This is a genomic window from Megasphaera indica, assembly GCF_046614755.1.
Lineage (GTDB): Bacteria > Bacillota > Negativicutes > Veillonellales > Megasphaeraceae > Megasphaera > Megasphaera intestinihominis.
In genome coordinates this window covers 15,212-29,078 of record NZ_JBKKJR010000003.1, presented here as the reverse complement: position 1 = coordinate 29,078, position 13,867 = coordinate 15,212, and the positions used below count along the sequence as shown (strand labels likewise).

The 13,867-nt window shown below is 56.6% G+C and carries 15 protein-coding genes and 1 tRNA gene; 15 read left to right on the top strand and 1 reads right to left on the bottom strand.

Annotation, left to right across the window (positions count from 1 at the left end):
- Window positions 1–6 precede the first annotated feature (6 nt).
- The 15 genes from hisD (at window position 7) to ACFCTO_RS02630 (ending at window position 13,517) form a co-directional block, all read left to right on the top strand.
- The gene (gene hisD, locus ACFCTO_RS02700) at window positions 7–1,296 is read left to right on the top strand and encodes a histidinol dehydrogenase (RefSeq protein ID WP_499876355.1); all 1,290 of its coding nucleotides are present in this window, start codon (window positions 7–9) and stop codon (window positions 1,294–1,296) included.
- Window positions 1,289–2,365, top strand: a complete 1,077-nt coding sequence (gene hisC, locus ACFCTO_RS02695; protein WP_499876354.1) for a histidinol-phosphate transaminase — start codon at window positions 1,289–1,291, stop codon at window positions 2,363–2,365. The genes hisD and hisC overlap by 8 nt, the downstream gene beginning before the upstream one ends.
- Window positions 2,358–2,942, top strand: coding sequence for an imidazoleglycerol-phosphate dehydratase HisB (hisB, locus tag ACFCTO_RS02690; RefSeq protein ID WP_292260745.1), 585 nt, complete (start codon window positions 2,358–2,360; stop codon window positions 2,940–2,942). The genes hisC and hisB overlap by 8 nt, the downstream gene beginning before the upstream one ends.
- Window positions 2,942–3,559 (top strand): imidazole glycerol phosphate synthase subunit HisH, encoded by a 618-nt coding sequence (gene hisH, locus ACFCTO_RS02685; protein WP_020309951.1) that lies wholly within the window; start codon window positions 2,942–2,944, stop codon window positions 3,557–3,559. Before hisB ends, hisH begins: the two co-directional genes overlap by 1 nt.
- 4 nt (window positions 3,560–3,563) lie before the next feature.
- Window positions 3,564–4,280 carry a 1-(5-phosphoribosyl)-5-[(5-phosphoribosylamino)methylideneamino]imidazole-4-carboxamide isomerase gene (gene hisA / locus ACFCTO_RS02680; RefSeq protein ID WP_020309952.1) on the top strand — a complete coding sequence of 239 codons (717 nt, stop codon included), beginning with the start codon at window positions 3,564–3,566 and terminating at the stop codon, window positions 4,278–4,280.
- 1 nt (window position 4,281) lies between these two features.
- Entirely contained in the window at window positions 4,282–5,046 is a 765-nt protein-coding gene (gene hisF, locus ACFCTO_RS02675; protein ID WP_014015195.1) for an imidazole glycerol phosphate synthase subunit HisF, read from the top strand.
- Window positions 5,047–5,760, top strand: a complete 714-nt coding sequence (hisIE, locus tag ACFCTO_RS02670) for a bifunctional phosphoribosyl-AMP cyclohydrolase/phosphoribosyl-ATP diphosphatase HisIE (RefSeq protein ID WP_292260753.1) — start codon at window positions 5,047–5,049, stop codon at window positions 5,758–5,760.
- Between the two features lie 19 nt (window positions 5,761–5,779).
- The gene (locus tag ACFCTO_RS02665; RefSeq protein WP_499876353.1) at window positions 5,780–6,898 is read left to right on the top strand and encodes an HAD family hydrolase; all 1,119 of its coding nucleotides are present in this window, start codon (window positions 5,780–5,782) and stop codon (window positions 6,896–6,898) included.
- Window positions 6,899–6,906: 8 nt separating this feature from the next.
- Window positions 6,907–8,001, top strand: a complete 1,095-nt coding sequence (locus tag ACFCTO_RS02660; protein ID WP_418292940.1) for a mandelate racemase/muconate lactonizing enzyme family protein — start codon at window positions 6,907–6,909, stop codon at window positions 7,999–8,001.
- Between the two features lie 123 nt (window positions 8,002–8,124).
- Window positions 8,125–8,829: a tRNA (guanosine(46)-N7)-methyltransferase TrmB gene (gene trmB / locus ACFCTO_RS02655; RefSeq protein WP_499876352.1), complete on the top strand. Its 705-nt coding sequence runs from the start codon at window positions 8,125–8,127 to the stop codon at window positions 8,827–8,829.
- Window positions 8,783–10,075, top strand: a complete 1,293-nt coding sequence (locus ACFCTO_RS02650) for an FtsW/RodA/SpoVE family cell cycle protein (RefSeq protein WP_499876351.1) — start codon at window positions 8,783–8,785, stop codon at window positions 10,073–10,075. The genes trmB and ACFCTO_RS02650 overlap by 47 nt, the downstream gene beginning before the upstream one ends.
- A 21-nt stretch (window positions 10,076–10,096) precedes the next feature.
- The gene (gene uraA, locus ACFCTO_RS02645) at window positions 10,097–11,362 is read left to right on the top strand and encodes a uracil permease (RefSeq protein WP_292108061.1); all 1,266 of its coding nucleotides are present in this window, start codon (window positions 10,097–10,099) and stop codon (window positions 11,360–11,362) included.
- A gap of 26 nt (window positions 11,363–11,388) precedes the next feature.
- Complete coding sequence (gene hydE / locus ACFCTO_RS02640; RefSeq protein ID WP_292300683.1) at window positions 11,389–12,468, top strand: [FeFe] hydrogenase H-cluster radical SAM maturase HydE; 1,080 nt, start codon at window positions 11,389–11,391, stop codon at window positions 12,466–12,468.
- Window positions 12,469–12,775: 307 nt separating this feature from the next.
- Window positions 12,776–13,117, top strand: coding sequence for a nucleotidyltransferase domain-containing protein (locus tag ACFCTO_RS02635; RefSeq protein WP_292300685.1), 342 nt, complete (start codon window positions 12,776–12,778; stop codon window positions 13,115–13,117).
- Window positions 13,110–13,517, top strand: a complete 408-nt coding sequence (locus ACFCTO_RS02630) for a HEPN domain-containing protein (RefSeq protein ID WP_292300686.1) — start codon at window positions 13,110–13,112, stop codon at window positions 13,515–13,517. Before ACFCTO_RS02635 ends, ACFCTO_RS02630 begins: the two co-directional genes overlap by 8 nt.
- A 126-nt stretch (window positions 13,518–13,643) precedes the next feature.
- Here ACFCTO_RS02630 and ACFCTO_RS02625 read toward each other — a convergent pair.
- Window positions 13,644–13,732: transfer RNA gene (locus tag ACFCTO_RS02625), tRNA-Ser, on the bottom strand.
- Window positions 13,733–13,867: the final 135 nt, after the last annotated feature.

The window sequence follows — 13,867 nt, the reverse complement described above, 5'->3', positions numbered from 1 at the left end:
GTTAGAGTGGAATGGATAGATGTACCCAGTGAAGGGTTGACCTTACGCGACATTCGCCGCATTACTAAACGGGACCAGGCAGAAAGTGAAGACATCCGCAAGGCTGTCGAAGCTATCCTGGCCGACATCGAACAGCGCGGTGACGCCGCTGTCCGGGAATATACGAAACGCTTCGATGGCGTCGACCTCGACAGTTTCCTCGTTTCGCCGGAAGAAATCGACGATGCCGTCGACATCGTCGGTCCCGATTTCATGGCCATTCTGGAAGAAGCGGCCGCCAACATCCGGGCCTATCATGAACGCCAGGTCGAACAGACCTGGATCGACACCTTCCGTCCCGGCGTCCGCCTGGGGGCCAAGTTCACGCCTATCCAGCGCGTCGGTGTCTACGTCCCCGGCGGTACGGCGGCCTATCCGTCGACGGTCCTCATGGACACCATCCCGGCCCACGTCGCCGGCGTCCCGTCCATCGCCGTCTTTACGCCGCCTGCCAAAGACGGGTCGGTCAATCCCTACATCCTGGCTGCGGCCCACGTCGCCGGCGCTACGGAAATCTATAAAGTCGGCGGTGCCCAGGGCATTGCCGCTGCCGCTTACGGCACGGAAAGCATCCCGCCGGTCTTCAAGATCGTCGGCCCGGGCAACGCTTACGTCGCCATGGCCAAGCGCCTGGTCTTCGGCACTGTCGGCATCGACATGATCGCCGGCCCCAGTGAAGTCGGCGTCCTGGCCGACCACGACGCCAATCCGGTCTGGGTCGCTGCTGACCTCCTGGCCCAGGCCGAACACGACCGCCGGGCCGCCGTCTTCCTGGTCACGCCCAGAGCCGCCTTTGCCGGCGAAGTCGAAGCTGAAGTCCGGCGTCAGCTGGAAGAACTGCCGCGCAAGGACATCGCTGCCGAATCCATTGAAAAACACGCCAAGTTCTTCATCGTCAAGGATAAGGACCAGGCCGTAGATATTATGAACCTCATCGCGCCGGAACACCTGGAAATCGCCTTCAGCGACGCCGAAACGTGGGCCAAGAAAATCGTCAATGCCGGTGCTATCTTCATGGGGCCCTATACGACGGAACCCCTGGGCGACTACTTCGCCGGCCCCAACCATACCCTGCCGACTATGGGGACGGCGGCTTTCTCGTCGCCCCTCGGCGTCTATGATTTCGTCAAGCGCAGCAGCCTCCTGGAATACGATAAGGACGCTTTCACAGCTGTCGCCGACAAGGTCATGCGCTTCGCCAATGTAGAAGGATTGCAGGCTCACGGCCTGGCTGTAAGGAGGAGAATCGATGAATAATAACTGGCTTCGCAATACCATCCGCTCTTTTGAACCCTATGTCGTCCCAGAAATCCGGGAGCATACAGTCATCAACGCCAATGAAAGTCCGTACAACCTCTTTGATTTCCCCAAGGTCAAAGCCGATTTCCTGGAACGCCTGGCCAAGACGCCGTCGTACCACTATCCGGACCCCTTTGCCGAAGAACTGCGAGCAGCCCTGGCGAAATACGTCGGATGCCAGCCCCAGGAAGTCCTCGTCGGCAATGGCGGCGATGAAATCATCAGCCTCATCATGAATACCTTCCTCAATCCCGGCGATACGCTCCTGACCCATACGCCGACCTTCGACATCTACGGCATCGACGCCGAAGTCCTCGGTGCCAAGGTCGTCACCGTGTCCGACCTTGACGGATACCGCCGCAATCGCGACGGCCTCCTGGCCAAAGTGGAAGAACTCCAGCCGAAAGTGACAGTCCTCTGCAACCCGAACAACCCGACAGGGGAACTGCTGCCCCTGGATTACGTCGAAAGCCTGGTCCAGGCTGCCGACAATATCGTCGTCATCGATGAAGCGTACTTGGAATTTGCCGGCGCGCCGAGTATCATTACCAAACTCTCTCAGTACGACAACCTCATCGTCATCCGCACCTTGTCCAAGGCCTTCGGCCTGGCCGGCTGCCGCGTCGGCTACGGCGTGGCCCAGAAGGAAGTCATCGACGCTTTGGGCCTGACGAAACTCGTCTACAACCTGAACATCCTCTCGCAGAACGCTGCCCTGGCCGCCATGGACTATGCCGATGAAATCCTGGCCCACAACATCTCGCCGACCCTGGCAGCGCGCCAGCATTTCATGGACGCCTTAAAGGACGTGCCGAATCTTACGGTCTATCCCAGTGCGACCAACTTCGTCCTGGTCCGCGTCCCCGACGGCCCGGCCATGGTCAAGGCCCTGCACGACGCCGACATCTGCGTCCGCTCCTATAAGGCGGCAGACCTCAAGAACTGCCTGCGCATCACCATCACCACGGACGACGTCGTCCGCCGCGTCGTCGCCGTCATGACCGAGGAGGCGAAGAAATATGCGTAGTGCCCAGATTGAACGGGAAACGGCAGAGACGCAGATCGCCGTCTCCCTCAACATCGACGGCTCCGGTACCTTCGGCGGCACGACGGGCATCGGTTTCTTCGACCACATGATGAACCTCCTGGCCTGCCACAGCGGCATGGACATTACTCTCCACGTCCACGGCGACCTCGACGTCGACACGCATCACACCATCGAAGACCTGGCCATCGTCTTTGGCGACGCCCTGACCCGGGCCCTGGGCGACAAGAAGGGCATCAACCGCTACGGCATGTTCTACTGCCCCATGGACGAAGCCCTGACGCGGGTCGTCATCGACCTCAGCGGCCGGCCCTACCTGGTCTACGACGTGAAACTCGCCGTCGAACGCATCGGGACCTTTGAAACGGAAATGCTCAAAGAATTCCTCTATGCCCTGGCCGTCCACGGCCGCATGAACCTGCACGTCACCAATCTCTATGGCGAAAATGCCCACCACATCGTCGAATCGGTGTTCAAAGGGCTGGGTCACGCCTTGAAGGAAGCCGTCCGCATCGAAGGCGACGAAACGAGTGTCTTGTCGACAAAAGGGGTGTTATGATGAAGATTGCGATTATCGATTATGAAGTTGGCAACCTGGCCAACGTATACAATGCCTGGAAACGCCTGGGCATCGAAGCGGCCATTACCCGCGACCCGGCTGTCATCCGCGACGCCGATTTGGTCGAACTGCCCGGCGTCGGTGCCATCCGCGATGCCATGGGGAACTTACAGAAATTCGACCTCATCCCGCTCCTGCAGGAACAGGTCCAGAGCGGCAAGTTCTTCATGGGCGTCTGCCTGGGCATGCAGGCCCTCTTTGAAAAGAGCTACGAAGGCGGCACCTACGACTGCCTGGGTTTCCTGCCCGGCGACATCGTGCCCTTCCACACGAAACTGAAAGTACCCCACATGGGCTGGAATGAGTTGGAATTCCGCCAGGAACACTGGCTCCAGAAAGGACTGCCGGCTCATCCTTACGTCTATTTCGTCCATTCCTACCATAAATCGCCAGTGGATACGCCCGACGTCATCGCTACGGCCGATTACGGCCAGCCCGTCCCGGCTATCTGCGGCAAAGACAATGTCCTGGGCTTCCAGTTCCATCCGGAAAAGAGCGGCCGCGTCGGCGAACAGCTCCTCCGGAACGTCGTCGATTACGTCATGAAGAAAGGGTGAGACTATGATCGTATTTCCCGCTATCGATATCCAGAACGGCCATGCTGTCCGCCTGCGCCAGGGCGTCAAGGACGACAGTACGACCTATTTTGAGAACCCCGTCGACGCTGCCGTCAAATGGTGCGACGAAGGGGCCATGTTCCTCCACGTCGTCGACCTGGACGGCGCCTTTTCGGGCAAACTGACCAATGCCTCGATCATCGGCGACATCTGTGAAGCCGTCGATATCCCTGTCGAAGTCGGCGGCGGCATCCGCAGCGAAGAAGCTATCGAAACGTATCTGGAAGCCGGTGTCAACCGCGTCATCATCGGGTCCAAAGCCGTCGAAGACCCGGAATTCATTACGGCTATGGCCAAGAAATACGGCTCGTCCCTGGCCGTATCCATCGACGCCAAGGGCGATGTCGTCGCTACCCGCGGCTGGGTCGACGGCAGTGACAAGAAGGTCCTGCCCTTTGCCCAGTCCATGCTCGACATCGGCATCAATACCCTGGTCTATACGGACATCAGCCGCGACGGCATGCTGACAGGGCCGAACTTTGAAATGCTCAGCCAGCTCCAGCAGCTGCCCTTCATCCGCCTCATCGCGTCCGGTGGCATGAGCAGCATCGCTGATCTGAAGAAATTACAGGCCATGGGCGTCTACGGTGCCATCACCGGCAAGGCGCTCTACGAGGGGAAAATCACGATGGCCGAAATCCGCGCATTAGGGGGAATGTAAGATGTTGGCAAAACGTATTGTACCGTGCCTGGACGTCCGCGATGGCCGCGTCGTCAAAGGCAAGCAGTTTAAACATATCCAGGACGTCGACGATCCCGTCAAATTGGGGAAATTCTATTCCGACCAGCTCGCCGATGAACTCGTCTTCTACGACATCACGGCGACCCATGAAAAGCGCCATATCTTCATCGACGTCGTCCGCGCCGTAGCCGAAGCCATTACCATTCCCTTTACCATCGGCGGCGGCATCAGCAGCATCGACGACTTCCACCAGGTCCTGCGGGCCGGTGCCGATAAGGTATCGGTCAATTCGGCTGCCGTCCGCCGTCCCGAACTGATACGCGAAGCGGCCCAGCGCTTCGGCAGCCAGTGCGTCGTCCTGTCCATCGACGCCAAGCGCGATAACCACGGCAGCTGGCAGGTCTACGTCGAAGGGGGCCGCAAGAATACGGGCATCGACGCCATCGCCTGGGCCAAACAGGGCGTTGCCCTCGGCGCCGGCGAAATCTGTATGAATTCCATGGACGCGGACGGCGAAAAGGCCGGCTTCGACCTGGAACTGAACCGCCGCCTGGCGACGGAACTGCCTGTGCCCATCATCGCTTCCGGCGGTGCCGGCACGATGCAGGATTTCAAGGATGTCTTCGACGTCGGCGTCGATGCCGCCCTGGCCGCTTCGGTCTTCCACTTCGGCCAGATCGACATCCCCGATTTGAAGACCTATTTACAGGGACAGGGAATTCCCATGAGAGGGGCAGAAGAATAAATGGAAAGTGTATCGATGAAAGACATTAAATTTGATGAAAAGGGCCTCGTGCCGGCCGTCGTCCAGGAAGGATGCAGCGGCAAGGTCCTCATGGTGGCCTATATGAACGCCGAAGCCCTGAAGCGCACCGTCGAAAGCGGCGACGCCTGGTATTACAGCCGCAGCCGCCAGGAATTGTGGCATAAAGGCGAAACGTCGGGTCATTTCCAGCACGTCCGCTCCATCGCCGTCGACTGCGATGCCGACACGATCCTCCTGACCGTCGACCAGGTCGGCGCCGCCTGCCATACAGGCCACAAATCGTGTTTCTTCCGGTCCATGACGGAATGGGAAAAGACCTATACGGGCAACTTGTCCATGCTGTCGGACCTGCGCGAAGAAATCAAGGAAAAACGCATCCATCCGACGGAAAAATCCTACACGGCTTACCTCCTGCAGACGGGCATCGACAAGATCTGCAAGAAAATCGGCGAAGAATCGTCGGAAGTCATCATCGCCGCCAAGAACGCCGACCCCGTCGTCAAGGATACGTCGGAAGCCGCCGACAACCTGCGCCTGGAAGTCTGCAAGGAATCGGCCGACCTCTTGTATCACCTGTCCGTCCTCTGGGAAGACACGGGCGTCACCGTCAACGATGTCATGAAGGTTCTGGAAGAACGGTCCCATGTCAAGGGCAATAAGAAGACCGTCGGCCATTTGGACAAGACATTTTAAGTAAGAGGAGGAAGGCGCGATGAAGAAAGTGATTTTTGACGTCGATGGCGTCTTGCTCAGTGAAAAACGCTATTTCGACGTATCGGCCCTGGTAGTCTGGGAATGGTATTACAGCCCGCGCTACATGCACCTCAAACCGGAACGGATCACGGCCGACCTTGACGATGATACCATCGCCGCCCTGCGGGCCCGCTTCTGGAGGAACGACGATATCTTATTGTGGCTCAAGAAACACGGCGTCAACAGCAACTGGGACATGGTCCACGCCCACATCGTCGTCACCTTGTGGCTCATGCTGGAAAAGTATGTCGCCGACCACGGCGGTCTGGAAGGGAGCCTGAAGAAAATCGACGATATCCAGTATTTGAGGTCCCTCCTGCGGGGCTATCCCGTACCGACGGCCGACGACGTCTATCGCCGCCTGAGCAATGTCATCCCCGAACGAGCCGGCAAGGACGAAGTCTTTACCTATCTGACCGATGCCGTCCAGTCGTCCCTGGGACCGGGCTCCAAGCAGTGGACTCCCCTCGATTCGCCCTTGTGGCAGCTGGAATTCGAGGCCTTCCAGGACTGGTATTTCGGCGACGAGCTCTATGAACAGACGTATGGCAAGAAACCTTATGCACCGGGGAAACCGGGCTTTTTGACGCGGGAAGAACCACTGGGGACTGTCGACGGCATCCGCAACATGTTCCGGGAATTGAAGAAACGGGGCTATCAGATTGCCATCGCCACGGGCCGGTCGAAAATGGAAATGGAGATTCCCTTCCGGACCTATGGTTGGCTCGACGAATTCGACGAATACTACGTTGCGACCTACAGCGACGTCGAAGAAGCCGAAGCCATGCTGCACATGTCCCTGGACAAGCCCAACCCCTTCGCCTATTACCTCGGGGCTTTCGGCAAGAATAAGAAGCATTACCTCGACTACGTCAGCCATCCCGACGACTTCAAGAAGGGCATCTACTACGTCGTCGGCGACTCCCTGGCCGACGTCTGGTGCGCCCGGGCCATGGGAGCCACCATGATCGGGACCCTGACCGGCATCGACGGGCCGGCGGCCAAGCCCATGTTCCAGAAGGAGCACGTCCGCTACATCGTCGATTCAGTCGAAGAGATTTTAGATATTTTACCGTAGGAAGCATCATGAAGATTACAGCTATTGAAATCGGGAAGATCGCCATTCCCTTGAAGACGCCGTTCATCACGGCCCTGCGCCGCGTCGACGTCGCCGAAGACCTGGTCGTCAAGGTTCATACCGACGACGGCCACACGGGCTACGGCAACGCACCGGCGACGGTCGTCATCACCGGTGACAGTCACCAATCGGTCGCCGCTGCCATTAAATATACCATCGGGCCGAAACTCATCGGCCGGGATATCGACGACCGCGAAGATATCCTCGACACGATCCATCAATCTATGGTCCACAACACGTCGGCCAAGGCCGCCCTGGACATGGCCGTCCACGACCTCTTCGGCCAGCGTTACGGGCTGCCCTTGTACCGCTTCTTCGGCGGCCGCAAGACGCGCATCGCCTCGGACCTCACCATCAGCGTCAACGCGCCGGACACGATGGCTTCCGACGCTGTCCAGGCCGTTTCTCGCGGCTACAGCCACTTGAAACTGAAAGTCGGCATCGACCCGGCCATGGACTTCCAGCGCGTCGCCGCTATCCGCAAGGCCGTCGGGCCGGACGTTACCATCCGCCTCGACGCCAACCAGGGCTGGAAGCCGAAAGAAGCCATCCGCCTCATCGGCCGCATGGAAGACGCCGGCCTCGCTATCGAACTGGTCGAACAGCCCGTGGCAGCCGCTGACTTCGACGGCCTGAAACAGGTCACGGATCACGTCGCGACGGACATCATGGCCGACGAATCGGCTTTCAGCCCGCGCGACGTCTTCCGCCTCCTGGCCATGCGGGCCTGTGACCTCATCAACATCAAACTCATGAAGGCCGGCGGCCTGGCCCCGGCTGCCCAGATTGCCGCCATGGCCGACGCCGCCGGCGTCGCCTGCATGATGGGCTGTATGCTGGAAAGTAAAGTCGGCATCACCGCCGCTGCGGCCCTGTCTGCCGGCAAGGCCGTCATCACCAAGAACGACCTCGACGCCGCCGACCTCATGGCCGCCGACCCCGTCCGGGGCGGCATCACCTATGACAAAGACTACCTCGTCGTCCCCGACGCACCGGGCCTGGGCATTACGGCCATTGATGGCTGGCTGCCATTAAAAGATTGACACCGGCGCCGACATTTTTTATAATTAAATAAGTCTGAAAAAGTTAGTCATGGAACCCTTCGGCTTGTACAGCAGGTCTGAAGGGTTCTTGTACGATGAATCGTTTTTTACATAGGAGGTACAATGCGTTTACGAAGAAAACCGTGGATTGACGAGGCTATCAAGGATTATAGTGATTTTCTCCATCTGGAAAGCTGCGAAAGCTATAAGGGAAAATGGCGTTCCCTCTTTAAGAATCCCGATGCGCCGCTGTGGGTCGAATTGGGGACGGGGAAGGGGAATTTCATTTCCCAGATGGCCCAGATTCACAAGGATGTCAATTTCATCGGCATCGAGATCCAGGTCGGCGTCCTCTATTATGCCGGCAAGAAGTGCGCCGCTGCCGAAGTGGACAATGTCCAGCTCCTGCGCTTTGACGTAGCCCGCATGGAAGATATTTTTGCCCCAGGGGAAGTGGACCGCTTCTTCATCAACTTCTGCGATCCCTGGCCCAAGAAGCGCCATGCCAAACGGCGCCTGACGTACCGCGGTTTCCTCGACCGCTACGCACGGCTCCTGCGGGAAAACGGCCAGATTTACTTCAAGTCCGATAATGCCGGTCTCTTCGATTTCACCCTCGACGAGTTCCGCGAATGTGGCTGGCCCTTGTCGGAAGTGACTTATGATCTGCATAACAGCCCGATTTTGAATGAAGCCATGACGGAATATGAAGCGAAGTTCAGCGCCAAGGGACAGCCCATTTTCCATTGTGTCGCTACGCGTCCCAAGGAAGTGATTGCTCATGTTAAAACCCAGACTGACCGTCCGGACCCGGCGCCGGAGGACTAACGTCCTCTGGCTGGTGGGTATCTTTTCGTGCCTCGTCGTCATCGGCATGGAAAATATCCTCAGCTCGACCTTTGTCCTCGATGGCGGCAGTACGGTCTACGGATATCTGCTGAAGCAGGTGGGCTTCCTGGTGATGGGCCTGCTGGCGTCTGCCGGCGTCTGGCACCTGGGCTATCCGTGGCTGCGCCGCTGGTGCGGTACGCTGGTCCTGATCAGCGCCCTGCTGCTCTTTGCCGTCAAGGCCATCGGCATCACCGTCAACGGTGCTCAGCGCTGGCTGGGCTATGGGGCCGTGTCTTTCCAGCCGTCGGAATTTGCTAAGCTGGCAGCCATCATTTGCACGGCTGCGGCGCTGACTTTCTTTTGGGAATGTCACGGTGACCAGCAGACTGTCGTCGAACGATTCACTAAAAAATGGCGCATCGAGCACTTGGCGCCGTCGTTATTGGCAAAGAAGAAGCTCTTCAAGAGCTATGGTCTGCTCTGCCTCTCGCCGGCTCTCTTCCTCTCTGCTATTATCTTGATCCAGCCTGATGCCGGCACGGCTATCGTGCTCTTTGTGCCGTCGGCGTTCATGCTCTTTTGCAGCGGCATCCCGCTCTATGACCGGCACTGGTCGTATAAGAAAATCGGCCTGTGGACCCTTGCGGCAATCGTTATCGGCGTCCTGGCTTTTTATTTCTTTGGTCATGATTACCAGAAAGACCGCATCCGGGCCTGGATATACCCTGAGGACTACAAGAAGACCATCGGCTATCAGATAACCCAGAGCCTCATCGCCATCGGTTCCGGCGGCGTCTGGGGCCAGGGCATGGGGACGGGCATCAGCAAGTTCAGTTACCTGCCCGAAGCCCATACGGACTTCGCTTATGCTATCCTCTGCCAGGAATGGGGCTTTTTGGGCGGTGTCCTGGTCTTATTCCTGTTTTTCGCCCTGATTTATTTTGGCGTCCAGGCGGCAGGCTCCTGTCAGGACCGGTTCGGCATGTTCCTGGCCATGGGAATTACCTTTTCTCTCGGCGGTCAGGGCCTGGTCAACATGGCCATGGTTACGGACCTGTTTCCCGTCGTCGGTGTCCCGCTGCCCTTCATCAGTTACGGCGGGTCATCCCTTATTTTGAACCTGATTTCTGCGTCGCTCCTGCTGCGCGTCAGCTATGATAATTACATGGCCGCGGCCAGGGCGCAGGACTTGAGTGCCCAGCAGGCCCGACAGGCTTTGCGTCCGCCCTTTATGGGGCATTGAATTTAGGAGGATTTTGATTTTATGGAACAACGAAGAATTATACATGTGGAAGAACGGCTGCCTATCTTGCCGACGATTCCCCTGAGTTTACAGCATCTCTTTGCCATGTTTGGCTCGACGGTCCTGGTCCCGTTCCTGCTCCACGTCGACCCGGCGACGGCCCTGTTCATGAACGGCGTCGGTACGCTCATTTATCTGACCATTTGTAAATGGCGCCTGCCGGCCTACCTCGGTTCGAGTTTCGCCTTCATTTCGCCGGTCCTGGCTGTCTGCGCGACACCGGGCATGTCCTATGGCGACGCCCAGGGGGGCTTCATCGTCTTCGGCCTGTCCTTCATGATCCTGGCGGCCATTGTCGACAAGGTCGGCACCAAGTGGATCGACGTCCTCTTCCCGCCGGCTGCCATGGGTTCCATCGTAGCCATCATCGGCCTGGAACTGGCGCCGCTGGCCATGAATATGTCCGGTTATATGGGCGAAGTCCAGGGCATGTCCAATGAAACGGCCATGATCATTTCGACGTTCACCCTGGTCGTCACCATTCTGGCCACCGTCCTCGGCCGGGGCTTCATCGGCATCATCCCCATCCTCATCGGCGTCATTGCCGGCTATATCCTGTCGTTCTTCATGGGCGTCGTCGATTGGACCCATGTCCAGGAAATGCCCTGGTTCGCCTTTCCGACCTTCTATAAGCCGGAATTCAATCTCAGCGCTATCATGATGATCATGCCGGCCCTGTTCGTCGTCCTGGCCGAACACCTGGGCCATCTCTTCGTCACCAGCGATATCGTCGGCCGCGACCTCATCAAGGACCCGGGCCTGCACCGGTCGCTCTTTGCCGACGGCTTGTCCAACGTCCTGTCCGGCCTGGTCGGTTCGACGCCGAATACGACGTATGGTGAAAACATGGGCGTCATGGCCATTACCGGCGTATACAGTACGTGGGTCATCGGCGGCGCTGCTGTCTTTGCCATCCTCTTTTCCTTCGTCGGCAAGATCGCAGCCCTCATCCACGCCATCCCGACGCCGGTCATGGGCGGTGTCTGCATTCTCCTGTTCGGCTTCATCGCCGCTTCAGGCCTGCGTATGCTCGTCGAAAAGAAAGTCGATTATACGCGCTCGAAGAACCTCATCCTCACGGCTGTCACCATGATTTCCGGCCTCAGCGGGGCGACTATCGTCCTCGGTCCGGTCCAGCTCAAGGGCATGGGCCTGGCTACGGTCGTCGCCATGGTCATGAGCCTCATCTTCCTTTTCTTTGAAAAGATTCATTGGGCCAACGAATAGCAGGCCATCTGAAAGGAGTTCCGTCTATGACTATTCCACAACCGAAAACCCGCGACGATTTGATCGCGCTGCTCTCGATTACCGATCCTGATGAACTCCAGGCGCTTTATGATGCGGCTTATGCCGTCAAGGCCGCCGGTGTGGGACGCGTCGTCTATTACCGGGGCCTCGTCGAATTTTCCAATTACTGTATCAAAGACTGCAAATACTGCGGCATCCGCAAGAGCAATGACGAAGTAGAACGCTTCGATACGCCGCGCGAAGACATCCTGGCCATGGCCCGCTGGGCCTGGGAGAACCGCTACGGTTCCCTGACCCTCCAGTCCGGCGAACGGCAGGATGAAGAGTTCATCGACTACGTCGAAGGCCTAGTCCGCGACATCAAGGCCTTGAGCCACGGCGAACTGGGCCTGACCCTCTGCGTCGGTGAACAGACGGAAGAAACGTACCGCCGCTGGTTTGACGCCGGCGCCCACCGCTATCTCCTGCGCATCGAAACGAGCAACCACGACCTCTACGCGACGCTCCATCCCCAGGACGGCCATCACCGCTGGCAGGTCCGTAAGGACTGCCTGGACAGCCTGCGCCGCATCGGCTACCAGGTCGGGACAGGGGACATGATCGGCCTGCCCGGCCAGACCCTGGGCGATTTGGCCGATGACATCCTCTTTTACCGGGACATGGACATCGACATGATCGGCATGGGTCCCTACGTCGTCCATCACAATACACCGGTCGGCAAAGACGTCATGGCTGCCGGTATGGACAGTGCCGAAGAAAAGAAACGGCGCCTGGAACTGGGCCTCAAGATGATCGCCGTCACGCGCCTCTTCCTGCCCGACGTTAACATCGCCGCTACGACGGCCCTCCAGGCCCTCCATCCCCTGGGACGGGAACTGGGCCTCAAAGCCGGGGCCAACGTCCTCATGCCCATCGTCACGGTCCCCAAATATCGCCCACAGTACCTCTTATACGACAACAAACCCTGTGTCGACGAAGTACCGGACCAGTGCAAGAACTGCCTCAGCGCCCGCGTAGCCTCCGTAGGCGACACCATCGGCCTGGGACAATGGGGCGATTCGCCGCACTTTTTCCATAAGAAATAGTAGGGGCGCCCAGAGTGCGCCCTGCCGGTTGCAGTTCGCAGGCCGCAGGCCGCCTCAGAATCAGATTGACAACATCGCTCCAGGATACGCTTGACTCGTAAAAAAAGGCCCCGATTGGGGCCTTTGCTCTTTGAGGTTTGTAGTACGGAGTTTGTAGAAGAGGGCTTTAAATTTAAAAACCTTCACTGAAAACTACAAACTTAAAACTCCCCAAGGGGCTGTCGCACGTGCGACAGCCCCTTTTTTATTCGATAAAAAATAGGTGAATGTGATATAATTAAAAAAAAGGTTTGTTGGGGGTGAAAAAATGCGTACCAAAGATGAACTCAAAGAAATCATCCGAATCATGGCAGATACTTATTATCAAATCTTTGGAGATGCCATAGAGCAAATACTGCTTTATGGGTCATATGCCCGTGGAGATAATACCGTTGATTCAGATATTGACCTGGTAGCGATTGTCCGGGGAGATCGACAAATATTGCAAAATAAATTGAAACAGGTATGGGACGTTTCATCTGATTTAGAATTACAATATGATGTTATCATTTCGCCAACTGTAATCCCTTATGATGAATATATCAAATATAAAGAAGATGTGCCTTATTATCGAAACATCCAGAAGGAAGGAGTGAACATTGTTGCATGAACGTCGTCTAGAATTGATGAATTATCGTCTGGCTATGGCGGATGAAAAGTTGAATTCAGCTAAGATTCTTTTAGAGTATAAAAGTTATAAAGATTCTATTAGCCGGTCTTACTATGCCATGTTCACAGCTGTTCGCGCAATTCTTGCCCTTGATGGAGTTGATTTTAAGAAACATGCTGGTGTCATATCCTATTTTCAAAGAGAATATATAAAGCCAGGCATATTCGATAAAATGTATTCAAAATATTTGAGCCAGGCATTTCAGATTCGTAATAATACCGATTATGCTGATTTTTTTATAATCTCACAAGATGAGGCACAAGAGCAATACGATAGAGCAGTAGATTTTTGTTGTCAGATTAAAAAGTATTTAAAAGGAAGGACAGTACCACTCATTTAACAATTAAGCAAAAATTAAGCAGAAATTGAGCAAAAAAGCCCCGATGGGGCCCTTGCTAACCCCTAGCCACTAGCTGCTAACCACTCAAAAAGCCCTGTCACCTACGCGACAGGGCTTTTTGGAAATTGGCGGAAAGGGTGGGATTCGAACCCACGGTGCGTTGCCGCATCACTAGTTTTCAAGACTAGCTCCTTAAACCACTCGGACACCTTTCCATAACGAAACTATTATAGCAGAGTTTTCACAACTCCGTCAAGGACGGCACAGGGACTTGCTAATTGACTTTTATATGGTATATAATTAGGTGTATCTTTATGTCTAAATCTTTTGTTTATAGAAAAGGGGCAGTG